The following is a 21,988-nucleotide window of genomic DNA, read 5'->3' as shown; positions in this document are numbered from 1 at the left end:
TCGGACAGTCTTACTCCGTGGCTATACCCTTTTTGATTGTCTGTTCAGTCAACTTCGTTAAGTAGTTCCACGCTAATTCGGAGATAATAGTGTATTCCGCCCGAGATCAGCAGTCTAGAAGGATTCGTGACCGAACTCCCGTCGCCAGTCGGTCACCCGCGAGACAGCCACCCGAGCGGACATTCAAGAGCCCGTGAACGACGACATTTTCGAGGATCCCGAGGGGTCCAGAGAGGAGATACTCGCGGCCACGTATCGAGCGCTGCACGAGCACGGGTACTCGGACCTCACGATTCAGCGGATCGGGGACCAGTTCGACAAGAGCACGAGCCTCCTGTACTACCACTACGAAAACAAGGACGAACTCGTGCTCGAAACGCTGGAATTTCTCTTGGACGGCTTCGAAGCGCAGTTCACGACGAACGAAATTACCGAGCCGCGGGAGCACCTCGAAACGTTCGTCGAACGGATGTGTAACTCGTCGGCGGAGCAAGCACACCTCGAGACGTTGCTCGAACTGCGGGCACGTGCGATCCACGACGAGCGATATCAACGGCACTTCAACCGCAGTGATCGCGTATTCGAAACGCACCTCGCGGACGTGATCGAAGCCGGCATCGACGCCGGGGAATTCCGCGACGTCGACCCCGACGCGGTCGCGACGGCGCTCGTGATGTTCTTCAACGGCATCGTCCTTCGCCGCTCGACCGACGACAGCGACGCGTGGGTGACGCGAGCGACGTCCGAGATCGCGAGCTATCTCGAAGACCGACTGTACGTCGACGGCGACTGAGTTTGACATCCACCCACGACTGAACAGTAGGTGCCGAAGTATCTGAGAGATACAGTTGGTTTCCATTCCTCGTGGTCGAGAACGACCGATCAAGTCGATGTTTTTCTCAGCGAACTACTGTCCGAGAGCGAAGAGAATGGCACTAGCGAGTGGTTTGACGGTCTCGTCAGTAGTCAGCGGCGTGCTGACCCGGATTCCTCCGGGTCAGCCGCCGTATCTGTCGCTATCCATCTGGAACTGACAGCACGAACCGCCGGAACAGTGCTGTCGAGACGGCTGGTCGATCAATTAATTCTCGCTTATCAGCAAGGAACAGACACACCAGAATCCACAGATTGTACATCGCCACCGCGAACAGAAACTCGAACAGCCGCACCGCAAACGTCGGTGACGATGTGCGCGGCAGAAACTCACCGATCTTCCGGTAGGAGGTTTCGATTCCCCACCGGCGGCGGTATGCTTCTGCAAGCGGTTCAGCGGCATCTTCCGACACCGCACAGTTTGTTACAAGACAAAACGAGTCGTCGTCCCGTCTGCGGTGCGGGACGACGACGAGTGTTACTGGCACTCGACCAGTCGGTGGATTCTTTCGCACCATCTCGTAGTCAGTGACGAATGGAAAAGCGTCGTGGGCGTCAAGCGCACGCTTGACGCCCACAGTCTGTGGCGCACGTACGACGAAGTCGACGTCAAGCTCGACTAACGTCTCAACGAGTGGCACGCGGTAGAAGCCGCGATCACAGTAGACGCGGTTGATCTCAACGAATTGCCGAGCAGTGGCGACGAGTCGGCGAATCGACTCCCGCAGCGTGTGGGAGTCATTCGCCTCGACAGATTCTGATGCGAGCGTGAATCGAACGGCGGGATCGACGATACAGAGTGTAACAAATGCGTACGCGAGGTTTGTTCCGCGGTCTGGATTGACCGCACAGACGTGCGGTGTATCGGCCGATCCGTAGTAGAGCCATTCGTGAATATCTCGCGCAACATCGACAGGACGAGTGAACGCCCGCTGGCGGCGGGCGTGAGCGAATATTGCGGCTCGGACGCCATCGAACTGAGCGTCGATGGCGTCCGGGCTCAGTCCACGAAGGTGGTAAAGCAGTGATTTGGCAAGCGGACTCCGTTGCTGGAGATCGATGTCTTCACTCCGAGCGACCTGAAGCTCTTTCGCGGTTGTATGGACAAATTCGCCGTCGAAGGCACTCCGAGCGAGGACTCTCTCGAAGTCCTCGCTCGGATACTGTCCGTTCGGTTTCGTCGCAAAATCAAGATGCGTGAATAGTAGCGCAGAAGCAGCACGAGACAGCTGTTTCGCCTCAGTTGCGTGGATCATACCACAGATTGGTCACCAACAACGAAAACGACGACTCAGCTACTTCGGCACCTACTGGAAAGTCGTGGGCGTTCTCCTCGATTTTCTGTAAGCGCTCGTATCTTTATCACTCTTGATTCTCCCAACGGAGTATTTTATACGAGGTAGTCAGTACTCGCGGACAACCAACCGTCCTCCAATGTCCCGCATACGGTATCTCCTCACGCTCGTCGTCGTGCTCTCAGTCCTGACCAGCGGCGTGACGTCGGCCGCAGGAGACCGCGTCGAGCCGGCTTCCCCCGAGACGGATGCCGACACGAGAGCGACGGTCGCGGCGATTGGCGATTCCCAGGCGTACTCGGACGTCGACGAAGGGGACGCATCCATCAGTGGCGGCGACATCACCGTCACTCGCGGAGATGAGGTTACGATCACAGTCTCACATTCCGATCCGGCGACGCTGACGATTGGCGGGGAGGACTACGGCTTCAACGTGACCGTCGATCTCGGCGGGAGCGGCACGAGCGAAGTCGTACTCGATACCCGCCGAACAACCGCGGCAGATGCGGGCGAGTTCATCGAGGGCGGGTCGGCGACGCTTCACTCCAAGCCGCTCGACGAACCGATGAAGCCCGCCCGGTACCCCCTCAGCGTGGATATCGACGGTGTCGAACGCGACGTGACGATACTGAACGTCGAGGCGCGCGCGGAGATGAGCGGCGAGTCCTACCGCGCGCCCAGTTCGTTCGAACCCACAGAACATCTGGGAGAGGGTGAAGATGGGGACGCCGCTGTCGATCCGCTACAAGAGGTGATGATCGCGGGGACGAACGTGACGCGCCGCGACTACGCCGTCGCCAAGTTCGAAGAAAGCGGCCTCGAGACCGCGCTGAATCCGGATAATCTCACAGGGACATCAGCGTCGAACGGGCTCAAAATAAGCGTCAAACAGGAACGCGGCCATCCAAACGAGAACGCCTTGGAGTACGTCGCAACCGAGAGCTCCAGAGTCACCGTGTTGCCGAACTTCGCCGACGACGAGATCTACGTCGTCTGGAACACGAGAGGCTTGGAAGTGGCGTCCCGTCCGGACCGCAATCGCTACCACGCGACGATCACACTAACGGCCAAGAGCGGCTTCGTCGAGGAGGAGACGACGCTGGCGACCACCGAGTTCGACCTTCGGGCGTCGACGATGTCGTTGTCGCCGGTCAACGACTCCGTCCACTACCCGTGGGACAACGAAACGTTCGCCGTGGAAGGCCGGACGAATCGAGTGCCGGGCACGCCCCTGGAGGTTCGCCTCCGCGGATACGAAGCGAATTCGTTCCTGGAACTGGGTAATGCGACGGTCGATTCGAACGGGAGTTTCGAGTCGTCTCTGAACGTGTCGTCAGTTCCGCGAGGGACGAACGCGACGCTGTGGGTCTACAACCACTCTTCGCAAACGTCCCAACGGATATATCTCGTCGCGCCGGATCCGGAGGTAACGATCGCGGATCAGACGGCGAACGGGACGACGGTCACGATAGAGCGCGCCGAGATCCCCGAAGGAGGGTTCGTGTATTTGGAAGACGCAGACGGAGAGTCGATCGGACGCAGTGACTATCTCGAACCGGGGGAGTACACGAACGTCACCGCGGAACTGAGCACGCCGCTTTTCGAATCCCAACCCGTCCGTGTCGAGATGCGCAGGGCCGGCGAAGACCAGTCGTATGACCCCGATGCGGACCCGTACGTATACAGCGGGAACGATTCCGTCGTCAACGACACTGCGGACGTAGCCTTCCCGCAGGCACCGACGGAGACGGCCAGTCCGACTGCGACTGCTACACCGACGCCGACGGCGACGCCGTACCCGGTCGTCACCCGGACCGCACTGGCACCGAGCGGCGCGTCCGAATCCAGCCTTCCGCTGTCGCCTGCAGTCGCGATCGTCGCGCTGCTCGGCGTTGGGGCCTTCCTCGCTCGGCGGCGGTGACGCGCTCCTCGACGGAGACCGTCGCACCTCGCCGGCCGCCCGGAGGGGAACGTTTTTCTCCGAACGCGAACCAGGAGGTACCGATGAGTCAGCCCTCCGCCCCCGGATCGGCGTCGTCGCCCTACGACATCTCCACGGTCGACCTCACCGACGACCGCTACGAAGTCAAGCAGTCGGCGATCCGGAACAAGTACGTCGTCCGCGACAGCGCCGGCGACGTCGTCCTGCGCGGGAAGCAGAAGATGTTCAAGATGAAAGAGGAGTTCCCGTTCGTCACCGGCGACGGCGGGGACGCCTTCACGGTGAAGGCCGGCGGCATCCTCGACGTCGCCGGGAACTACGCCATCACGGACGCGGGCACCGGCGAGGAGGTCGTCGTCCTCGACGAGGACTTCTCGCTGTTCGTGGAGAACTGGACGATTCGCGACCCCGAGACGGGGGAGGCGCTGGCGACCATCCGATCGAAGAACAAGCTCCTCTCGGCGCTCCGTCACCTCGTCTCCGTCGCGAACCTCGTCCCGAACAAGTACGAGATATTCGACGCCGACGGGGGTCACGTCGGCGACATCGAGGGGCAGTTCTCGCTGCGGGACACCTACACGGTCAGCATCGACGACGCCAGCAACGTCCCGAAAGAGGCGGTGATCGCCGCCGCGTGCATCCTCGACGCCCTCGAAAATCAGTAACGGCCAGTTCTCGGTCGCAAAGTCGCGGTCGCAAAGTCGCGGTCGAGCGGACGTGCGCGAGTCGAGACGAGGGGAGCGTCGGCGAGCGGCGAAGGAGCGAAGTAGACGCCGCCGCAAGTGAGTACAAGAGCCGTGAAGGAGTTCGAGCGAAAGCAACTGTTAGAGCGCGTCAACCGCGAGGGCGCGACCGTCGGCGCGGAGATCCCCGACGAGATCGACGTCCAGGGCGAGGAGATCGAACTCCGGGAGTTCGTCTTCGAGATCAAGCGCCGAGACACGGTCCCGAGAGGGGAGCGCGACCGCGTCGAGGAGGCGAAGAAGAACCTCCGTCGGGAGCGTCTGCAACGCCTCCAGAAGATCGAGGACGGTGAGATCTCCTACGAGGAGGGCGAACGCCTCGCCGAGAGCATCGTGGGCATCGACCGCGCGCTGAACGCGCTCGAACAGCTACGCCCGGTCGACCTCGAACAGGAAGCCGAGGTACAGGAGACCGCCGACCGGAAGCGCTGGATGCGCTTCCTGAAGCAGGCCCTCGGCCACAGGGACACCGGCGGCACGAGCGGTCGGGGCGGAGGGCGACTGTGACCCGGAACGCGGAGGTCGCGCGCCGCCTCGAAGAATTCGCCGACCTCCTGGAGGCCGACGGCGTCGAGTACAAGCCGAACGTCTACCGGCGCGCCGCCGAGAACATCCGGGAGTACCCCGAGCCGATCGAGGACCTGGCCGCCGAGGGCGAATCCGCAGTCGAGGAGATCGACGGCGTCGGCGACGCCATCTCCTCGAAGGTCGTCGAGTACATCGAGACGAGCGAAATCGCCGAGTTAGAAGAGCTTCGAGCAGAGCTGCCGGTCGACATCGAGGCGCTCACGCGCGTCGAGGGCGTCGGCCCGAAGACGGTCGGGACGCTCTACGACGCGCTCGGAATCGCGACGCTGGACGAACTCGCGGAGGCGGCCGAGGCGGGAGAGATACGGGACGTGAAGGGGTTCGGCGCGAAGACGGAACAGAACATCCGCGAGAACATCGCGTTCGCCAGACACGCGACCGAGCGCGAACGGCTCGGCGACGCGCGTCCCCTCGCCGACGACGTGCTCGAACACCTACGAGGTCAGGACGCCGTCGAACGGGCCCAGGTGGCGGGGTCGATCCGCCGCTGGCGCGACACCATCGGCGACGTGGACGTCCTCGTCGCGTCCGAGTCGAGCGAGCGAGTCGTCGACGCGTTCGTCGAGTGGCCGGCCGCGAGCGACGTCATCGAGTCGGGCGAGCACAAGGCGAGCGTCCGCGTCGAGGAGATCCGGATCGACCTCCGGGTCGTCGTTCCCGGGGAGTTCGGCGCGGCGCTGCAGTACTTCACCGGCAGCAAGGACCACAACGTCGAACTCCGGAACCTCGCGATCGATCGCGACCTGAAGATGAACGAGTACGGCGTCTTCGACGTCTCCGCGGTCGACGATCCGGACGCCGGCCAGCGCGTCGGCGAGCGCGTCGCCGGCGAGACGGAGAGATCGATGTACGCCGCGCTCGACCTGCCGCTCGTCCCCCCGGAGATCCGCGAGGGGACCGGCGAGGTCGACGCCGCGCGCGAGGGGACACTGCCCGATCTCGTCGAGGCGGACGAGGTCCGCGGCGACCTCCACATCCACACCGACTGGTCCGACGGCCGCGCGACGCTCTCGGAGATGGTCGCCGCGGCGGCCGAGCGCGGCTACGACTACTACGCCGTGACGGATCACGCGACCGGACCGGGGATGGTCGGCGGCGTCGGCCTCTCGGAGGCGGAAATCCGGGAACAGCGGGAGGCCATCGCGGACGCCCGCGAGGAGTTCGGCGAGGACCTGACGCTGTTGCACGGCGTGGAGACGAACGTCGACGCCGACGGTGGGCTCTCGACCGACGACGACCTGCTCGCCGAACTCGACCTCGTCGTCGCCTCGCCGCACGCCGCGCTCGGGCAGGACCGCGAGACGGCCACCGAACGGCTCGTCCGCGCCGTCGAGCACCCGAGCGTCGATATCCTGGGCCATCCGACGGGGCGGCTCATCAACGAGCGCGAGGGGCTGGACCTCGACGTGGACCGGATCGCCGAGGCGGCCGCAGAAGCCGGGACCGCGCTGGAGATCAACGCCGACCCCGCGCGGCTGGACCTCCGCGGCGAACTCGCACGCGTCGCCGTCGACGCCGGCGCGACCATCGCCGTCGACACCGACGCGCACGCGCCCGGCGCGCTCGACGTCATCAGATACGGCGTTCACACGGCCCGCCGCGGGTGGTGCGAGCGCGCGGACGTGCTGAACGCCCGCGACGCCGACGAGCTGCTGGCGTTCCTGCACTGAGAGATGCTGGAGGGTGTCCACTGAGACGATGTCCGAACGATTCCTCCTCGACGCGATGCTCGGCAAACTGGCGACGTACCTGCGGATGTGTGGCTACGACGCCGCGTACGTGCTCGATCGGGACGTGGCCGAAGAATCAGATACAGAAACGGAAGCGGACCCCTCCGACGACGCCATCGCGACTTGGGCGGAACAGTCGGATCGGACGCTGCTCACCCGGGACGTCGACCTCGCGGCGCGCGTCGACGAGGCCGTCCTGCTGTCGTCGCGCGACGTCCGCGAGCAGTTGCGGACGCTTCACCTGGCGGGGTACGAACTCACGCTCGAAGCGCAGCCGCGTCGGTGCAGCACGTGCAACGGCGAACTCCGCGCCGTCGCCGCCGGCGAGTCGCTGCCGGCGTACGCCCCTGATCCAGGGGAGACGGACTGCTGGCGGTGTCGAGAGTGCGGGCAGGTCTTCTGGAGGGGAAGCCACTGGGACGACGTCGCCGCGACGCTCGCGGACGTGAAAGAGTAGGTCGAGAACAGAGAGTCGAGAACAGAGAGTCGAGAACAGAGAGACGAAGTTGAGACTACAGTGGTTTAGCGGGGCTGTGATGCCGGGTTCTCGACCGATTCAGCGATCGGGAACCGCTCCAGATCGGCTTTCAATCGGCCGCTCCCGTTACACTGCCAATCACCAGAAGTGCCCGAGACCGACGGCTGCGACGACTGTTGCGAGTACGGTACCGAAGCCGCAATCCCGATCACTCAGAAGCCCCGCACTGTTCTGACGCCGCGACTGAGGGGAGATACCCGACAGGGAGGGAGGCTATCGATAGCGGGCCGGGCGTCGAGACGTTCACCCGCCGAGCCACCAGCCGTAGAGCTGTTCCTGCTCGTCCGTGTCCGGATGCTTCTTCGACTGGCCGTAGGTCTTCCCCTTGAGGAGCTGGCGTTCGACAGCGTTCGCTGCGAGACGGAGAGCGTGGGAGGCACCGTAGCCTTCCCCGTCGGCCGTGAAGTAGCCGCGGTCGGTGACCAGACGAATCCGTGCCAGCACCAGCGGTACGCCCCGGCTCTGTTCCTTGTGCTCCTGCAGTTCGATGCTGGCCTTGATCACGCTCATCTCGCCGTACTTCGAGGTCATACTCTCGATCAGCGCGGAGACGCCGTCGTAGTCCATCCCCTCCAGCAAGTCGATCCCGATCACCTGTACGGCGTTCCGGTCGTCGCGCTCCCAGGTGAGCGCCTCGATGACGTCCGTTTTCGTGACGATACCGATCGGATCGGCGGTGTCGTCGGCCATAACGACGAGCGAGGAGATCTCCCGCTCGAACATCGTCTCGACGACCTCGTCGAGCGGTGCGCTCCGCTCGACCGTCGCGACTGCGTCGGACATCAGGTCCCGCACTGGCAGATCGAGCATCCGGTCGGCATCGCCCTCGCGCGCGCCGAACCCGCCACGGTTCTGCCCGCCGCCGCCGCGGCTACCGAAGTCGCTCGACGAACCGCCCTGGCTCTTAGTGCCCCCCCGCGTCGTGAAGTCGATGACGTCGTACAGGCTCAGCATTCCCACGAGGTCGTCCCCGTCGACGACCGGGAGATGGGCGATCCCGGCTTCTCGAAGTAGATTGAGCGCTTTCCCGATCGTGGTTTCGGGGGTCGCGCTGATCAACTCTTCCGTGTAGGCGTCCTCGACGGTCGCTGCGTCGAGGAAGGGACGCACTGCTTCGAGGACGGCATCGCCGGTCACCACACCGACGACACGGTCGTCGTCGAGTACGGGGAGCGTTTTGGCGTCGCTGCCGATCATGAGTCGCGCGACCTCACGGACGTCCTCGGTGCGGTCGACCGTCGGGACGTGCTGTACCTGTGAGCCGACCTTCGCGGACGGCTGGTTGGACGAGGAAGCCAGCTGTCGGCGACTAACGACGCCGCGATACTCGTCGCCGTCCGTTACGATGACGGCATCGAGTTCCTGGTTCTCGAAGGCCCCGGCGACCTTCGAGAGCGGTGTGCCGATGTCGAACTCGGTGAACTTTGTGGAGAGGATCTCAGAGATATCCATGTGTTTCTCTCTACTAGGAGGGGCGCTGGACGGTTATGCTTATTCCACCCTCGAGATTCGAAATAGCGGTCCGCCGAGTACTGACTGAGTGACGAGACGCGTTTCTGAGACGGACTCGCTGTGCATCGAGAGCCCGGGTCTCAACAGCTGGAGAGAGACGTGCCCGGATAAGTCGAGAGAGCGGAAGTCGAACCAAGTGGATCGAGAGAACGGAAGTCGACAGCAGGTCAGCGACCGCGTTCCGGACGCGGCGACCAGTCCTCGCAGGGATCCATATCGTCCATCAGTTCCTCGTGAGCGCCGCAGTACGGCTGGATTCCCGAATCCGTTCGGACGTACTCGAAGTGCGCGCAGTTGCCGCAGTAGGTGTCCGCGGCGTCGTAGTTCCCCGCACCGGACCGGTCCGCGCCTGCCGACGAGGGGGCAGGCGACGGCGACGACGCACCCGAGGGAGAACGCGACCGCCCGTTCGCCGCGCCGGGGGCGCTCGGCGCGGTAGAGTCGGTGCCGGCGGCCCCGCCGCGCGATCCGTCCAGTGGCGAGGTGATCGACTCCGACTCGGTGCCGCCGTCGGAGGCGGTCCCGCCCGTCCCGTCCGGGCGGCCCGTCTGCGTCTCGACCTCGCCGTCGGGGGTGCCGCCGAAGAAGCCGATCCCGCCGAGGCCGCCGCGGGAGCGCTCGACCGGCACGTACTGCGTCTCCTGCTTTCGGGTCACGTTCACCATCGCGGTGCCGCCGGGATCGTTGCGCGTCTTGAAGTTCGCCACGCCGGCGAACAGGCACCAGAACGTGAGGATCGCGCCGAGGAAGTAGACGCCGACGGTCAGGAGCGTCAGATCCGGTTTCCCCGCGCCGCAGAGCGACCCCGACCACCGGCAGGGGTACGCGTGGGTGAAGAGCGCGACGCCGACGACGGCGATGCCGGCACCGACGACGGCGGCGGCCTTCGTGAGTCGGCCCGACGGCAACACGGCGAAGATGCCGAGGAACACCGCGGGAACGCCGACGCCGGCGAGGACGCCTCCGAGTTGCCGCTTGGCCGTCAGCGCCACCGGCTCCGTGCCGTAGAGGAGATCCGTCGTGGCGACGACGATCCCCGAGACGACCAGCAGGGCCCCGGCGAGAAACAGCCCCAACCCGAAGAGCAGTCGGCGGAGGCTCGCCCCCGTTTGCTTTCCCCTGTAGACCTCCGAGAGACTGGGCATACCGCTACTTCGGGAGCCTCACACAAAACGATGCGTCAGACGGACGCACGACGGCCCGTCGCTCGAACTCGAAAAGTCGGTGTGAGCCACCCTCTCAGGGCGTGTCGAAGGGATTATTGTCGGCGGTGGCAAATCCGGGCGTATGGCAGACGAGGAGGAATCCGAGGGCCCCGTCGTCGAACTGGGCGAGGAGACGCCCGTCGAGGGACAGCCGCTGGCGCGCGTCGCCGCGCGGCTCACCTGGCCCCACGAGATGAGCCGGATCGTAGAACAGGAGGGCGACAGCGTCATCCGGACGCCGTCGGGTCCACAGACCCTCGAAGACGTGCTCGAAGCGGTCGACGAAACCTACGTCGACTCGCGTCAGACGTTCGTCTCGCTCGTCCGGGACGTCGTCGGCGACGGCCCCGTCGAAACCGAGTAGCGCCGACCCGCGACGGTGTCCGTCCACGCCCGCATTCGCGCGCTCGCCGACGGATCGAGTTGGCTGCAGCGAGCGCTTTTCGTCGGCCTCGCGCTCTCGGTCCTGTGGAGTTCGTGGGCGGTCCCGCCGACCGACCTCGGGGCGCGCGTCGCCCGCGACGTACTGCTGTTCCTCGCCATTCCGGCCAGCCTCGCGGCCACCCACGGCCGCGATCTCGGCTTCCGCGTCGACCGGGTGGCCCTCCGGGACACCCTCGTCCTCGCGGCGTTCGTCCTCCCCTTCTATCTCGTGGGGTCGTCGCTGCCGAGCATCCGCGCGTACTACCCGATGTGGCACACTACGACCGCCCTCGGCGAGTTCCTCCCGCACACGCTGCAGCAACTGCTTGTCGTCGTCGCCGCCGAGACGTACTACCGCGGACTGCTCTGCGTCGGCGTCAGCGAGGAGTTCGGGTTCAAGAGCGTCTTCATCAGCCCCGTCGTCTACGCGCTGCACCACGTCGGGAAGCCCCCGATCGAACTGCTGCTGTCGGGGCCGACCGACGTCCTCTTCGGCGCGGTCGACTACCACAGCCAGTCGCTCCTGCCCTCGATCGTGGCCCACGGCCTCGGGCTGACGCTCCTCGATTGGCTCGCGTTGCACGATCCGATCTTCCCGCCGGAAGACGTCCTCGCCGCCCTCCGCTGGCTCCCGGTGCCGCTGTGAGCGGTGGACGGACGGGTCCGCAACGGTGCACGAGCGGGTCCGCAACTCCGGTTTCGGGGCGGACGTACGCCCCGACGGATCGATAGTGTGTGGTAGACACACTCCCATACGTTTTCATCGGTCGCCGTCGTACGCTACGTCGATGACGTTACCAATCGACCCAGAAGCGATCGCGGCGGGCGACATCGGCGAGGAGCGAGCCACCCTTCGGATGGAACACGACGAGGCGATCGAACACGTGCGCGAGGCGTTCACCGACGCCGGGTTCGGCGTCGCCACCGAGTTCTCTGCCTCGGAGATGCTGAACGAGAAGGTCGACGCCGGCCGCGACCCGTACTACGTCCTCGGCGCGTGCAACCCGAGCGTGGCGAACCGCGCGCTCGACGCGAGCGAGCGGCGTATGGGCGGGCTGTTCCCGTGCAACGTCGTGGTCTGGCAGGAAGAACCGGGCGTCCAGACCGTCTATCACGTGAGCATTATGCGGATCGCCCGACTCGTCGGGATGGCACCCGACGACGACGTGATGGCAGACATCATCGCCGACACGGGCGAGCTCGTCGACGAGGCGTTCGGAAACCTCGACGCCGAGTGATCAGTTTCCCGCGCGTATCGGGGTTTACGAACGAGGGTCGCCCACGAACGAACGGGATCCCCACCGACGTCGATCAGGAGTTTTTTGCTCCGGGCGCGGACTCCACGAGCCGAGTTCCCGGATCGTCGCGTCCATCTGTGAGAAGTTCGCCGTTTCTCTCGTGTGGGGATTCATACCGTAGAGGACGCCGGTATCACACAAATATATGCTGAGAGAAATGGCGTTATTCATTTTATTACTCCCTGGTTAGTTACCATATATTACTATTTTTCTACTGTATAAGTAATCATTCGTGTTATTATAACCGATGATGGGATCTCGACCGGCAAGCCAGGCGGTGCCGAGCCGCCATACCGCATCCGTCTCCGGAACACTTAGCCTACCGCCGGCCGCAGCGACACGTATGACTCGAAGCGACTGGGGAGACTGGCTCCCACGCGCCGTGGAGGCAGCGGACCCCGACACTGTCGCCGTCTGGTACCTCGGCTGCAACGGTTTCATTCTGAAAGGCAGCGAGGGCACGACCGTCGCGATCGACCCCTATCTGGGGACGGGCGATCCGCCGCGGACGGTCCGGATGATTCCGGTGCCGTTCGACCCCGAGGACGTCGCGGAGATGGACGCCGTCTTCGCCACCCACGAGCACACCGATCACACCCACGGCCCGAGTCAGGCACCGATTCTCGAGAACACCGGCGCGTCCTTCTACGCCCCGGACGACTCGCTGTCGGTCGCGTTCGACGACGAGGCGTGGCTCGACGACTACGACCTCGACGACGACCAGTTCGCCGAAGTCGTCGAGGGTGACACCCTCGATGTCGGTGAGTTCACCGTCCACGTGGAGTTCTCGAACGACCCCGACTCCACGCACCCCGTCTCGTACGTCTTCGAGCACGACTCGGGGACGTTCTTCCACGGCGGCGACACGAAACCCCACGACGACTTCGACGAACTGGGCGAGCGGTACGACGTCGATCTGGGGGTGTTGGCGTTCGGCGCGATCGGCAACATCGACGACAAACAGACCGGCGAACCGGTTCGAACGCGGTGGTACTCCACGGAGAACGAGGCCGTCGAGGCGGCCTCGGACCTCGCATTCGATCGATTCCTCCCGAGCCACTGGGACATGTGGAAGGGGATGACCGCCGATCCGAAGGTGCTGCATCACCACGCCCGGAGCTACGAGTATCCGCAGTCGCTCGAAGTCGCCGAGATCGGCGACCGCGTCGACCTCTGAGCGAGGAGCGTTGGACGCGGCGACCTCCCTGATTCGACTCCCGCGGGTCGTTTTAGCGCCTCGCTATCGCTCGGTGGAAAACGGACGTGGCGGGACTCCCGCGAACGAAGTGAGCGGGAGGTCGCCACGTGAGTGAGCGAAGCGAACGAACGTGGCGGGAGTCGAACCCGCGATCTAGGGGTTAGGAACCCCTCGCCCTGGTCCACTAGGCCACACGTCCCGTCGGCTGATTGTATAGCCACTGCTTAAACTGATACGGTTTCGCGAAAAGAACCGGGTGGGTGCAGCGCGTCAGTTAGTCTCGGTCGACGTCTCCGTCGAGGTCGACGTCGTCGTCTTCTCTTCTTCCTCTTCGTCGTCGTTGTCCATCTCGCTGAGCTCCTCCTCGATTTCCTCGCGGCCGCGCCTGAACTCGCCCATCGCCTGCCCCGTCGAACGGGCGAGTTTCGGGATCTTGTTGGCGCCGAACAGAAGCACCAGTATGAGCAGGACGACGAGCACTTCCGGCCCACCCGGCAGCCCCGGGAACAGTGGGGTGATAGTTCCGTACATCGCTACCAGAGTCTAACCCAGTGGTAATTATAGGCTTTTTGCTCGGCCATCCCGAGAAGTTGCGACCGCAACTGGCGAAATCAGGCCGGCCAAAAGCAACATACAACCGGCGCGATTCTCAAAGCCCGGTATGGTTTCAGTCGGCGACGACGCCCCGGATTTCACCGCACCGCTCGCAGACGGCGACGTGAGTTCGCTCACGCTCTCGGAGCACCTCGACTCGGCCCCCGTCGTGCTCGCGTTCTTCCCCGCGGCCTTCACGGGCACCTGCACGACCGAGATGTGCACCTTCCGCGATCAGATGGCCAACTTCGAGGACGTCGGCGCGACGGTCTACGGGATCAGCATCGACACGCCGTTCACGCTCAACGAGTTCCGCGCGCAGAACGACCTCAACTTCGGCCTCGTCAGCGACACCAACCGCGAGATCATCGACGCCTACGACGTCTCGATGGACTTCGCGGACCTCGGCGTCCGCAACCTCGCCAAGCGCGCGGTCTTCGTCGTCGACGACGACCGGGAGATCACCTACGCCTGGGTGAGCGACGACCCCGGCGTCGAACCCGACTACGACGAGGTCGCCGCCGCGGCCGAGGACGCCCGAAAACGGCGACAAAACGCGACGTAGCACCGCGGCCGCAACAGACCGCCGCAGCAGCAACGGAGAAGCGTGGCCGCAACGAACTCCGAACCGAGTACGGACCGTTCTCCCGTCGACTGCGTCGCTCCCGCAGATACTTTGCCGTCCCCGGAGTAGCGAGGAGTATGACTGAATCCACCGGAAACGGGGGTCGGGAGTACGATCCCGAGGCCGAGCACAACTTCCCCGACGAGCGCCTCAATTCGGTTCTCGACGAGATCAACTCGGACCCGGAGATCACGACCTATCTGAAGGCGCAGAACGTCAACGCCGTCCAGCGAAAGGGGTACAACGACCACGGCACGAAACACATCGAGATCGTCAGAAACCGCGCGCTCTGTCTGTACGACCTGTTGAAAGGCGGCGACGTCGCCTGCAACGGGGCCGGGGACCAGGGCCTCGCCGAGGCCGACGAAGCGGTGATCCTCGCGCTGGCGGCCACGCTGCACGACATCGGACACGTGGTCCACCGCGACGACCACGTCTACTACTCGATCCCGCTGGCGGCGGACCTCCTCGACCGGTTCGTCCCGCAGTTGGGCTTCTACGACACCGAAGAGGCGGTCCGACTGAAGGCCGAGGTGCTCCACGCGATCCTCTGTCACCACACCGAGGAGGACCCGCTGACGACCGAGGCGGGGATCATCCGCGTCGCCGACGCGCTGGACATGGAACGCGGCCGCTCGCGCATCCCCTACGAGAAGGGCGGGCGCGGCATCAACACGCTGTCGAGTCAGGCCATCGAGAACGTGTCGCTCCGGCCGGGCGACGGGAAGGCCGTCCTCGTCGAGATCGAGATGATCAACGCCGCCGGCGTCTACCAGGTCGACAACCTCCTGAAGGCGAAGCTCGACGGATCTGGGCTGGAAGAACACGTCCGCATCGTCGCGGTGAACACGAAGTCGGGCGACCAGCTCGTCGAACGGATCGAACTCTGAGGGGAGTTGGCGGTTCAGTCGTCCGCGGGCGAGACCGCTTCGAGACCGGCGACAGTGAGTTCGCCGCTGAGGGTGCGGTTCGGGTACGGGATGTCGATCCCCTCCTCGTCGAACCGGCGCTTGACCGACTGGACGTAGTCCGCGCGGGTCTTCACGAAGTCCGCGCGGCTCGGCTCGGAGATCCAGATGCGCGAGGTGAGCGTCACCGAGGAGTCGCCGAGTTCGGTCAGTCGCACCGAGGGCGCGGGGTCTTCGAGGATGTCCGCGTGCGCCTCGGCCTCCTCCATGATGATCTCGGTGGCCCGCTCCGTGTCGTCGTCGTAGCCGATTCCGAAGGGGACCTGCAGGCGGAGCTTGTCCTTCGCGACGGGGTTCTTGATGACGCCGTCGGTCAGCGCCGAGTTCGGCACCGTCAGGAGTTCGTTGTCGAACGTTCGAACCCGGGAGACGCGGAAGCTGATGTCCTCGACGATTCCCGAGTTTCCGTCCCACTGGATCCAGTCGCCGATCTTGAACGGCTTGTCGGTGTAAATGAAGATACCGGCGACGAAGTTCTTCAGGACGTCCTGCATCGCGAAGCCGATCGCCAGCGTCGCGGCCGCGGCGATCGTCGCGAGCGACTGGAGGAAGTTGGGATACCCCGCCGCGCCGAAGGCGGCCGTGATGCCGGCGAAGCCGACGACGACGACGAGGAGTCGTCGAAGCGGCCGCTGGGCGTGCGATTCGAGTCCCCGAGAGTCCATCATCCGGGTCGCGATCGGCAGGAGCACGCTGCGGCCGACCACGAACACGACCGCGAACACGACCAGGAACGCGAGCGCCTGTCCGAGCAGGCTGGCGATCGCGTCCGGGACGCCGAACCCGGCCAGGAGCCCGGCGATCGAGTCGTTCAGGCCGATTCCGGCCTGCATCGGGGCCCCCGCACTCATCGATGTAGGACCCCCGTGTTACCCCGCGTCTCGACGACCTCCGCGCCGGTGCGTTCGGCGAGTTCGGCGGCGAGTTCCTCCACTGTCGTGCCCCCGCGGGCCGCCCGAAGGAACTTCACCTTCACGAGTTCTCTGTCTTTCAACTGATCGGTCGCCTCCTCGACGACCGGATCGATCCCCCCTTTTCCCACCCAGACGGTGACGTCCAGATCGTGGGCCGCCTTGCGCAGCTCCTGTTCGTCCATACGGCTTCGATACGTCGGCATCCGGTTTGAAACTTAAGACTCCCGACGAGTTCGAGCGGTGTCGTGTTGCGGGGCTCGGCTACCGGTCCTCGTACGGGTACCGCTTCGTCGCGCCGCAGGAGAGACACCTGACGACGACGTGCCCGGACTGGAGCCGGACCCGCGCCGTCGAGCCGGGGCGGAGGTACGCGTCGCAGTCGTCACAGGTGAAACGCCGAAATCGACGCGGGAGCCTGATCCGGTTCCGCTCGGCGATCCGGCGCGCGAGGCGCACGTACTCCCGCGCGAGATCGACGTCCGAACCGGCCGTTGCTTCCCGGGCGAGGTCGTGCAGTCGCTCGATTCGCTCGGCCGGGATGCCCATACTGGCGCACGGACTCGGGCGGACAAAGGCGTTCCGAGTCGTATCGGGTCCGGACGTCGGATTGGTATTTCATTTTATTGTATTAACCGTGCAATATTAATTCGTGGAGCGCGAACCCCGAGTATGCGCATCGTATTCGCCACGGACCTCTCGGACGCGAACGAGGCGGCGATCCGGTCACGCACGTGTCTGGACTGTCTCGACAACATCGGCGTCACGGAGGTCCACCTCGTGACGGTCGTCCCGGACAACGTCTCCAGCGGCCTCCCGGGGATGGACGCCGCGACGGACACCCGGAAGTCGCTGAAACCGCAGCGCGACGTCTTCGAGTCGGCGGGGTTCACCGTCGAGACGCACGTCGCCCGCGGGACGCCGCACCGACGAATCAACGGCTTCGCCGACCGACTCGACGCGGATATGATCGTCGTCGGATCGCGGGGCGAGAGCCCGCTCGCGAACCGGCTCGTCGGGAGCACGACGCGGAACGTCGCGCGGACGGCCACGCGTCCGCTGCTCGTCGAGCGGATCGCGCCTCCGGACTCGGAGAAGGCCGTCGTGAAAGAGCACCTCTTCCAGCACGTCCTGTTCGCGACCGACTTCTCGGACAATGCCCGGCAGGCGTTCGACTTCCTCCCGATGCTGAAGGGGGCGACGCAGGCGGTCGACCTCCTGCACGTGCGGAAGGAGAACGCCAGCGCGGCGGTCGAAGACCCCCGACGGCGGCTGGAAGACCTCGCCGACGAGGTCGAACGAGAGATGGGGATCGAGGCCGGAGTCAACGTCCGCGAGGGGAGCCCCGTCGACGAGATCCTCGAAGAGGAGACCCGCGTCGACGCGACGACGACGCTGCTCGGCACGCGCGGACGGAGCCGTCTCCGCCGACTCCTCCTCGGGAGCGTCTCGGAATCGATCGTCGCCCGCGGCAACAACAACGTCCTCCTCGTCCCGCCGGCGCGCGGGAGGCGATAGGAGGCGACGCCGTCGCTCGCGCGACGCCCGGTCCCCGACGTCGAGAGTCGTACGTATAAATAGGATCGCGAGCAACTCCACGACGACGTGGCTCTCCGCGCGCTCAACTACCTCGAACTCGAATCGCGGCTGGACCGCAGCGGCATCGGTACCGCGGCGGACCAGCAGCGGGCCGCCCTCGAACGAACGGACGTCGAGGTCGTGACCTCGCCGTGGCGCGGTGGCGACCTGCCTACCGGCCTCCGGTCAGCCCTGTCCGGTCACGGCCTCTTCGACGAGTACGATGTCGCCCACTGCAACCTCGTCGGTCCGGGATCGCTCGCGGTGGCTCGCCACGCCAGGCGACACGATATCCCGCTTATCCTCCACACGCACGTCACGCGCGAGGACTTCGCGGAGTCGTTCCGCGGATCGACGACGATCGCGCCGGCGCTGGGCCGGTATCTCAAGTGGTTCTACTCGCAGGCTGACCTGGTGCTCTGTCCCTCCGAGTACACGAAGCGCGTGCTGGAGTCGTACCCCGTCGACGCCCCGATCCGCCCGATGACGAACGGCGTCGACGTCGAGGCGCTTTCGGGGTTCGCGGACCTCCGCGGGGAGTACCGCGAGCGCTACGACCTCGACGGGACGGTCGTCTTCCTCGTCGGCAACGTCTTCGAGCGGAAGGGGCTGACGACGTTCTGCCGGGTCGCGGAGGCGACGCCCTACGACTTCGCGTGGTTCGGCCCCTACGACACCGGCCCGCACGCCTCGAAGGCGGTCCGCCGGTGGACGTCGAACCCTCCCGAGAACGTCACGTTCACCGGCTGGATCGACGACATCCGGGGGGCGTACGGCGCGGGCGACGTCTACCTCTTCCCGACGAAGAACGAGAACCAGGGCATCGCCGTCCTCGAGGCGATGGCCTGCGGTAAGGCGGTGGTCCTCCGCGACATCCCGGTGTTCGAGGAGTTCTACACCGACGGCCACGACTGCCTCAAGCGCGAGACCGAGTCGGAGTTCGTCGACGCCGTCGAGCGTCTCGCGGAGGACGAAGACCTCCGCGAGCGACTCGGCGAGAACGCCCGGGAGACCGCGATGGAACACAGTCTGGATCGGGTCGGCGAGCGACTCGCGGCGACCTACCAGGAGGTCCGCGAGGCCAAACGATCGGGGCGGCCGATCGACGGCGGTGGGTGACCAGTCGACGGCAGCGGGTGAGCGATCGACCGCGGAGGACGCTGGAGACGGTCCGGGAGATTCGCAACTGATTAAGCCTCCGTCCGTGAATCGCCGCCGATGGCTCCCGCCTCGGTCGCCGCCTTCACCGACACCTATCTGCCGACAGTCAACGGCGTCTCCTACACGATCCAGACGTGGCGGGACCGCTGGCGCGAGCGCGGCGGCACGATGCGGATCGTCTATCCCGGCAGCGCCGAGTACGATCCCGACCCCGAGGAGTATCCGGTCCGGAGCCTGCCGTTCCCGATGTACGAGGGCTTTCGAATCGGCACGCCGCGGGTCCCCGCGGCCGTCGAGGACGTCGACGTCGTCCACGCGCACACCCCCTTCGCGGTCGGTGTCGGCGGGGCGCGACTCGCCCGCAGCGAGGACCTACCGCTCGTGACATCCTATCACACGCCGACCGCGGAGTACGCGGACTACCTCACGTCTCGGCCGCGCGTCGAACACAGCATCGAACGACTGGCCGAGCGGTACGAGTGCTGGTTCCTCTCTCGCTCGGACGCGATCGTCTGCCCGAGTGCGGACGCCAGAGACCGTGTCCGCGAGACCGTCGACGACGACACACCGGCGGTCGTGCTCTCGAACGGCGTCGACGTCGACTTCTTTTCGCCGACGGACCCCGGTCCGTTCCGAGAACGGTATAGCCTTCCCGAAGGCACGCTGATCGGATACACCGGCCGCCACGGGTACGAAAAGAACCTCTCGGAGTTCGTCCGCGCGGCCGACGGCATCGACGCGACGGTCGTCATCGGCGGCGACGGTCCCGCGCGCGAGGAACTGGAATCGCTGGCCGATAGCCTCGACGTCGACGCGCGGTTCCTCGGCTTTCTCCCCCGCGAGGAGCTTCCGGCCTTCTACGCCGCGCTCGACGCGTTCGTCTTCCCGAGTCCCGTCGAGACGCAGGGTCTCGTCGCCCTCGAAGCCAACGCCTGCGGGACGCCCGTCGTCGCGGTCGACGCCGGCGCGCTCTCGAATACGATCGAAGACGGCGTCACGGGCTATCACTACGAGCACGGCGACGTGGCGGACTGTCGCGACGCCATTGGCCGGGTGCTCGACGAACGCGAGTCGCTCTCGGCGTCGTGTCTGTCACACCGCGAGGAGTTGAGCGTCGAACGCGTGGTCGATCAGCTCTCCGACCTCTACGACCGCGTCATCGACGAAAAAGAGTAGTCGCGGTTCGGGTCGAACGCGCCCGGATCGCGACCGGAGGTGGTCTGGACCTGTTCGCCGTCGAGGGGACCGTTAGGCGTCTCAGTCGTCGATGTCTTCGACGGCCTGTGCGATGCGCTGGAGCTGCCGCGTCGCGTCGCGGACCTCGTCGCGGAGCTGTCGAACCTCGCGGACGAGTTCCTCGTTGCCCGCGGACTCGCTCTCCTCGGGACCGCCGCGGCCGCCGGGACCGCCACCCATTCCGGGCGGACCGCCGCCCATCCCGCCGGGGCCGCCGCCGCCCATCATACCGCTCATCATCTGTGCGAAGGGGTTGCCGCCGGCACCGCCCGGACCGCCGCCGCCACCCATCATCTCCTCGGGGTCGGGGCGGTCGCCTTCCTCTCGCTCCTCGGCGCGCCGCTCGCGGATCTCCTCGACGCGCTCGCGGAACGATTTCTCCTCGGCGTCGTCGGACGCCTCTTCGGCGTCGTCCTCCGGGGGGAGCGTCTCTTCGGCGTCGTTCTCGGCGGCGGGATCGTCTGATTCGTCCGACATACCTCCGAGTACAGACTCGCCCCGCAAATGACTGACGGTCGGGAGACGAAGTCGGAGAGCGAAAGCGGGCGGGAGCTTCGTCGGCTTCGACGCTACGCGACCGCGGAGTCCTCTTTGTCCTCGCCGTTGGGCTGTGACATCTGTTCGATGACGTCGTGGAGGGTGACGTCGTTGACGAGGATGACGTCGCCGACGGCGCGGACCCAGCGGTACGGCAGGATGACGCCCTTCTTGCTACCGACGAGGTCCGAAAAGAGTTCGTCATTGAGTTGCGCGAGCGCGAGTCCGGTCACGGCCTGCCGGTCGGTGAGGTCGAGCCGGACGTCGGCGACTTCGCCGACGAACACGCCTTCGTTCGAGTACACCTCGCGGCCGACGAGCGTCGTGATCTTCTGGGGGGTCTCGTCCATACTCCGATGATCGGGAGGGTCCGTCTTAATTGTTGGTAGGGCGCGTCCGGACCGCCGCAAAGCGGCCCCGAGAGGTGGTGTGCGACGAGCCGGAGATCACCGCGCTCCCGGACGTCCGGGCGGTCTCAGACGCCCGATCGGTCCAGGACGCCCGATCTGGCGAGGGTCGCCCTCGGGATCAGGCAGCGTCGAACTCCTCGCCCGTCACGCGGACGGTCACCGTCTCCTCCACCGGTCGGAGGTCGTATCCGGGGACTGTCCCGTCCGGCCGCCGGGTGACGTACATCGGTTCGACCAGCCGACCACCCTCCACTCCGTAAATCGCGAGTCGTTCGCCGGTCTCCCCGGGTCGAACGTCGCCGTCGCGAACGGCGGCGGCGAGCGAGCGACTCAGCCACTCGTCCGCGTGGATGCTCGGCTCGCGAACGAGCGCGAGGTCGACGAACCGAACGAGATACCAGTTCAGGTCGTTGCACAGCGAGACGGCCGCGCCGAGGCTCACCGTGTCGACCGCCAGCGAGTTCTCGAACGGGGCGTACCGCTGGTACGTCGAGAGCGCCTCGCGTGCGGTCTCCCGCGAGAGGAGTTCGAACTGCACGTCGACGTCTTCCGAACCGACGAAGCAGACGCGCGTCACGAATTGGAAACCGTTCGGGGACGAGAGGCTCGCTTACGGAACGGTG

General features: G+C 65.5%; 25 protein-coding genes and 1 tRNA gene. 15 read left to right on the top strand and 11 right to left on the bottom strand.

All coding sequences use genetic code 11. The annotated features are described in order from the left end of the window. The first annotated feature begins 193 nt into the window (after positions 1-193). Positions 194-793, top strand: coding sequence for a TetR/AcrR family transcriptional regulator (locus NO876_RS10220; RefSeq protein ID WP_256421578.1), 600 nt, complete (start codon positions 194-196; stop codon positions 791-793). 223 nt (positions 794-1,016) lie between these two features. On the opposite strand, the gene NO876_RS10215 is transcribed toward NO876_RS10220, so the two are convergent. Further along, positions 1,017-2,129 (bottom strand): transposase, encoded by a 1,113-nt coding sequence (locus tag NO876_RS10215; RefSeq protein WP_256421577.1) that lies wholly within the window; start codon positions 2,127-2,129, stop codon positions 1,017-1,019. Positions 2,130-2,307: 178 nt separating this feature from the next. On the opposite strand from NO876_RS10215, the gene NO876_RS10210 reads away from it, so the two are divergent. From NO876_RS10210 to NO876_RS10190, 5 genes are all read left to right on the top strand, one after another. Further along, a complete protein-coding gene (locus NO876_RS10210) occupies positions 2,308-4,089 on the top strand; it encodes a DUF7282 domain-containing protein (RefSeq protein WP_256421576.1) in 1,782 nt (593 codons plus the stop codon). An 83-nt stretch (positions 4,090-4,172) separates the two neighbouring features. Beyond that, entirely contained in the window at positions 4,173-4,775 is a 603-nt protein-coding gene (locus tag NO876_RS10205) for an LURP-one-related/scramblase family protein (protein ID WP_256421575.1), read from the top strand. Between the two features lie 132 nt (positions 4,776-4,907). Beyond that, complete coding sequence (locus NO876_RS10200; RefSeq protein WP_256421734.1) at positions 4,908-5,360, top strand: DUF5788 family protein; 453 nt, start codon at positions 4,908-4,910, stop codon at positions 5,358-5,360. Beyond that, a complete protein-coding gene (gene polX / locus NO876_RS10195) occupies positions 5,357-7,111 on the top strand; it encodes a DNA polymerase/3'-5' exonuclease PolX (protein WP_256421574.1) in 1,755 nt (584 codons plus the stop codon). Before NO876_RS10200 ends, polX begins: the two co-directional genes overlap by 4 nt. 28 nt (positions 7,112-7,139) lie before the next feature. After that, entirely contained in the window at positions 7,140-7,628 is a 489-nt protein-coding gene (locus tag NO876_RS10190) for a Mut7-C RNAse domain-containing protein (protein WP_256421573.1), read from the top strand. 324 nt (positions 7,629-7,952) lie between these two features. Here the strand turns inward: NO876_RS10190 and NO876_RS10185 are convergent, their stop codons facing one another. Both NO876_RS10185 and NO876_RS10180 read right to left on the bottom strand, forming a co-directional pair. Then, on the bottom strand, positions 7,953-9,161 hold the full coding sequence (locus tag NO876_RS10185) for a CBS domain-containing protein (protein WP_256421572.1): 1,209 nt from the start codon (positions 9,159-9,161) through the stop codon (positions 7,953-7,955). Positions 9,162-9,388: 227 nt separating this feature from the next. After that, the gene (locus tag NO876_RS10180) at positions 9,389-10,366 is read right to left on the bottom strand and encodes a cell division protein CdpA domain-containing protein (protein ID WP_256421571.1); all 978 of its coding nucleotides are present in this window, start codon (positions 10,364-10,366) and stop codon (positions 9,389-9,391) included. A 142-nt stretch (positions 10,367-10,508) separates the two neighbouring features. Here NO876_RS10180 and NO876_RS10175 point away from each other — a divergent pair, with 142 nt between their 5' ends. From NO876_RS10175 to NO876_RS10160, 4 genes are all read left to right on the top strand, one after another. Next, the gene (locus tag NO876_RS10175) at positions 10,509-10,790 is read left to right on the top strand and encodes a DUF5789 family protein (RefSeq protein WP_103991503.1); all 282 of its coding nucleotides are present in this window, start codon (positions 10,509-10,511) and stop codon (positions 10,788-10,790) included. Positions 10,791-10,805: 15 nt separating this feature from the next. Beyond that, on the top strand, positions 10,806-11,495 hold the full coding sequence (locus tag NO876_RS10170) for a CPBP family glutamic-type intramembrane protease (RefSeq protein ID WP_390276534.1): 690 nt from the start codon (positions 10,806-10,808) through the stop codon (positions 11,493-11,495). Between the two features lie 142 nt (positions 11,496-11,637). Continuing rightward, positions 11,638-12,087 carry a DUF302 domain-containing protein gene (locus tag NO876_RS10165; protein ID WP_256421570.1) on the top strand — a complete coding sequence of 150 codons (450 nt, stop codon included), beginning with the start codon at positions 11,638-11,640 and terminating at the stop codon, positions 12,085-12,087. Between the two features lie 403 nt (positions 12,088-12,490). Continuing rightward, positions 12,491-13,324 (top strand): MBL fold metallo-hydrolase, encoded by an 834-nt coding sequence (locus NO876_RS10160; RefSeq protein ID WP_256421569.1) that lies wholly within the window; start codon positions 12,491-12,493, stop codon positions 13,322-13,324. A 146-nt stretch (positions 13,325-13,470) separates the two neighbouring features. Here NO876_RS10160 and NO876_RS10155 read toward each other — a convergent pair. Next, positions 13,471-13,544: transfer RNA gene (locus NO876_RS10155), tRNA-Arg, on the bottom strand. Between the two features lie 71 nt (positions 13,545-13,615). Beyond that, positions 13,616-13,876, bottom strand: a complete 261-nt coding sequence (gene tatA, locus NO876_RS10150) for a twin-arginine translocase TatA/TatE family subunit (protein ID WP_256421568.1) — start codon at positions 13,874-13,876, stop codon at positions 13,616-13,618. 130 nt (positions 13,877-14,006) lie between these two features. Here tatA and NO876_RS10145 point away from each other — a divergent pair, with 130 nt between their 5' ends. Both NO876_RS10145 and NO876_RS10140 read left to right on the top strand, forming a co-directional pair. Continuing rightward, entirely contained in the window at positions 14,007-14,504 is a 498-nt protein-coding gene (locus tag NO876_RS10145; RefSeq protein WP_256421567.1) for a redoxin domain-containing protein, read from the top strand. A gap of 137 nt (positions 14,505-14,641) precedes the next feature. Further along, positions 14,642-15,454: an HD domain-containing protein gene (locus NO876_RS10140; protein WP_256421566.1), complete on the top strand. Its 813-nt coding sequence runs from the start codon at positions 14,642-14,644 to the stop codon at positions 15,452-15,454. A gap of 14 nt (positions 15,455-15,468) precedes the next feature. Here NO876_RS10140 and NO876_RS10135 read toward each other — a convergent pair whose 3' ends face one another. The 3 genes from NO876_RS10135 to NO876_RS10125 form a co-directional block, all read right to left on the bottom strand. Beyond that, positions 15,469-16,383: a mechanosensitive ion channel family protein gene (locus NO876_RS10135; protein ID WP_256421565.1), complete on the bottom strand. Its 915-nt coding sequence runs from the start codon at positions 16,381-16,383 to the stop codon at positions 15,469-15,471. Continuing rightward, positions 16,380-16,628 carry a YhbY family RNA-binding protein gene (locus NO876_RS10130; protein WP_256421564.1) on the bottom strand — a complete coding sequence of 83 codons (249 nt, stop codon included), beginning with the start codon at positions 16,626-16,628 and terminating at the stop codon, positions 16,380-16,382. Before NO876_RS10130 ends, NO876_RS10135 begins: the two co-directional genes overlap by 4 nt. A gap of 79 nt (positions 16,629-16,707) precedes the next feature. Further along, a complete protein-coding gene (locus NO876_RS10125) occupies positions 16,708-16,992 on the bottom strand; it encodes a ribonuclease P protein component 4 (protein WP_256421563.1) in 285 nt (94 codons plus the stop codon). A gap of 123 nt (positions 16,993-17,115) precedes the next feature. Here NO876_RS10125 and NO876_RS10120 point away from each other — a divergent pair, with 123 nt between their 5' ends. The 3 genes from NO876_RS10120 to NO876_RS10110 all read left to right on the top strand — a co-directional run bounded on the left by NO876_RS10120 (position 17,116) and on the right by NO876_RS10110 (position 20,358). Then, the gene (locus NO876_RS10120) at positions 17,116-17,961 is read left to right on the top strand and encodes a universal stress protein (protein ID WP_256421562.1); all 846 of its coding nucleotides are present in this window, start codon (positions 17,116-17,118) and stop codon (positions 17,959-17,961) included. A gap of 87 nt (positions 17,962-18,048) precedes the next feature. Next, a complete protein-coding gene (locus NO876_RS10115) occupies positions 18,049-19,140 on the top strand; it encodes a glycosyltransferase family 4 protein (RefSeq protein ID WP_256421561.1) in 1,092 nt (363 codons plus the stop codon). A gap of 99 nt (positions 19,141-19,239) precedes the next feature. Next, positions 19,240-20,358: a glycosyltransferase gene (locus NO876_RS10110; protein WP_256421560.1), complete on the top strand. Its 1,119-nt coding sequence runs from the start codon at positions 19,240-19,242 to the stop codon at positions 20,356-20,358. Between the two features lie 81 nt (positions 20,359-20,439). Here the strand turns inward: NO876_RS10110 and NO876_RS10105 are convergent, their stop codons facing one another. The 3 genes from NO876_RS10105 to NO876_RS10095 all read right to left on the bottom strand — a co-directional run bounded on the left by NO876_RS10105 (position 20,440) and on the right by NO876_RS10095 (position 21,942). Continuing rightward, the gene (locus tag NO876_RS10105) at positions 20,440-20,895 is read right to left on the bottom strand and encodes a hypothetical protein (protein ID WP_256421559.1); all 456 of its coding nucleotides are present in this window, start codon (positions 20,893-20,895) and stop codon (positions 20,440-20,442) included. 92 nt (positions 20,896-20,987) lie between these two features. Beyond that, positions 20,988-21,305, bottom strand: coding sequence for a PRC-barrel domain-containing protein (locus NO876_RS10100; protein WP_256421558.1), 318 nt, complete (start codon positions 21,303-21,305; stop codon positions 20,988-20,990). 178 nt (positions 21,306-21,483) lie between these two features. Beyond that, positions 21,484-21,942 (bottom strand): DUF5804 family protein, encoded by a 459-nt coding sequence (locus NO876_RS10095; protein ID WP_256421557.1) that lies wholly within the window; start codon positions 21,940-21,942, stop codon positions 21,484-21,486. Between the last annotated feature and the right edge of the window lie 46 nt (positions 21,943-21,988).

The organism is Halobellus rarus, from assembly GCF_024494595.1.
Lineage (GTDB): Archaea > Halobacteriota > Halobacteria > Halobacteriales > Haloferacaceae > Haloquadratum > Haloquadratum rarum.
Note: the sequence above shows the minus strand (reverse complement) of the source record. Positions and strands in the feature narration are given on the sequence as shown.

What these genes read in the sequence shown, in the direction of transcription:
- NO876_RS10180 (WP_256421571.1), bottom strand. Translation starts at nt 10,366, where the DNA reads ATGCCCAGTCTCTCGGAGGTCTACAGGGGAAAGCAAACGGGGGCGAGC.
- tatA (WP_256421568.1), bottom strand. Translation starts at nt 13,876, where the DNA reads ATGTACGGAACTATCACCCCACTGTTCCCGGGGCTGCCGGGTGGGCCG.
- NO876_RS10190 (WP_256421573.1), top strand. Translation starts at nt 7,140, where the DNA reads ATGTCCGAACGATTCCTCCTCGACGCGATGCTCGGCAAACTGGCGACG.
- NO876_RS10100 (WP_256421558.1), bottom strand. Translation starts at nt 21,305, where the DNA reads ATGGACGAGACCCCCCAGAAGATCACGACGCTCGTCGGCCGCGAGGTG.
- NO876_RS10140 (WP_256421566.1), top strand. Translation starts at nt 14,642, where the DNA reads ATGACTGAATCCACCGGAAACGGGGGTCGGGAGTACGATCCCGAGGCC.
- NO876_RS10105 (WP_256421559.1), bottom strand. Translation starts at nt 20,895, where the DNA reads ATGTCGGACGAATCAGACGATCCCGCCGCCGAGAACGACGCCGAAGAG.
- NO876_RS10145 (WP_256421567.1), top strand. Translation starts at nt 14,007, where the DNA reads ATGGTTTCAGTCGGCGACGACGCCCCGGATTTCACCGCACCGCTCGCA.
- NO876_RS10130 (WP_256421564.1), bottom strand. Translation starts at nt 16,628, where the DNA reads ATGGACGAACAGGAGCTGCGCAAGGCGGCCCACGATCTGGACGTCACC.
- NO876_RS10135 (WP_256421565.1), bottom strand. Translation starts at nt 16,383, where the DNA reads ATGAGTGCGGGGGCCCCGATGCAGGCCGGAATCGGCCTGAACGACTCG.
- NO876_RS10205 (WP_256421575.1), top strand. Translation starts at nt 4,173, where the DNA reads ATGAGTCAGCCCTCCGCCCCCGGATCGGCGTCGTCGCCCTACGACATC.
- NO876_RS10160 (WP_256421569.1), top strand. Translation starts at nt 12,491, where the DNA reads ATGACTCGAAGCGACTGGGGAGACTGGCTCCCACGCGCCGTGGAGGCA.
- NO876_RS10215 (WP_256421577.1), bottom strand. Translation starts at nt 2,129, where the DNA reads ATGATCCACGCAACTGAGGCGAAACAGCTGTCTCGTGCTGCTTCTGCG.
- NO876_RS10185 (WP_256421572.1), bottom strand. Translation starts at nt 9,161, where the DNA reads ATGGATATCTCTGAGATCCTCTCCACAAAGTTCACCGAGTTCGACATC.
- NO876_RS10165 (WP_256421570.1), top strand. Translation starts at nt 11,638, where the DNA reads ATGACGTTACCAATCGACCCAGAAGCGATCGCGGCGGGCGACATCGGC.
- NO876_RS10110 (WP_256421560.1), top strand. Translation starts at nt 19,240, where the DNA reads ATGGCTCCCGCCTCGGTCGCCGCCTTCACCGACACCTATCTGCCGACA.
- NO876_RS10125 (WP_256421563.1), bottom strand. Translation starts at nt 16,992, where the DNA reads ATGGGCATCCCGGCCGAGCGAATCGAGCGACTGCACGACCTCGCCCGG.
- NO876_RS10175 (WP_103991503.1), top strand. Translation starts at nt 10,509, where the DNA reads ATGGCAGACGAGGAGGAATCCGAGGGCCCCGTCGTCGAACTGGGCGAG.
- NO876_RS10120 (WP_256421562.1), top strand. Translation starts at nt 17,116, where the DNA reads ATGCGCATCGTATTCGCCACGGACCTCTCGGACGCGAACGAGGCGGCG.
- NO876_RS10210 (WP_256421576.1), top strand. Translation starts at nt 2,308, where the DNA reads ATGTCCCGCATACGGTATCTCCTCACGCTCGTCGTCGTGCTCTCAGTC.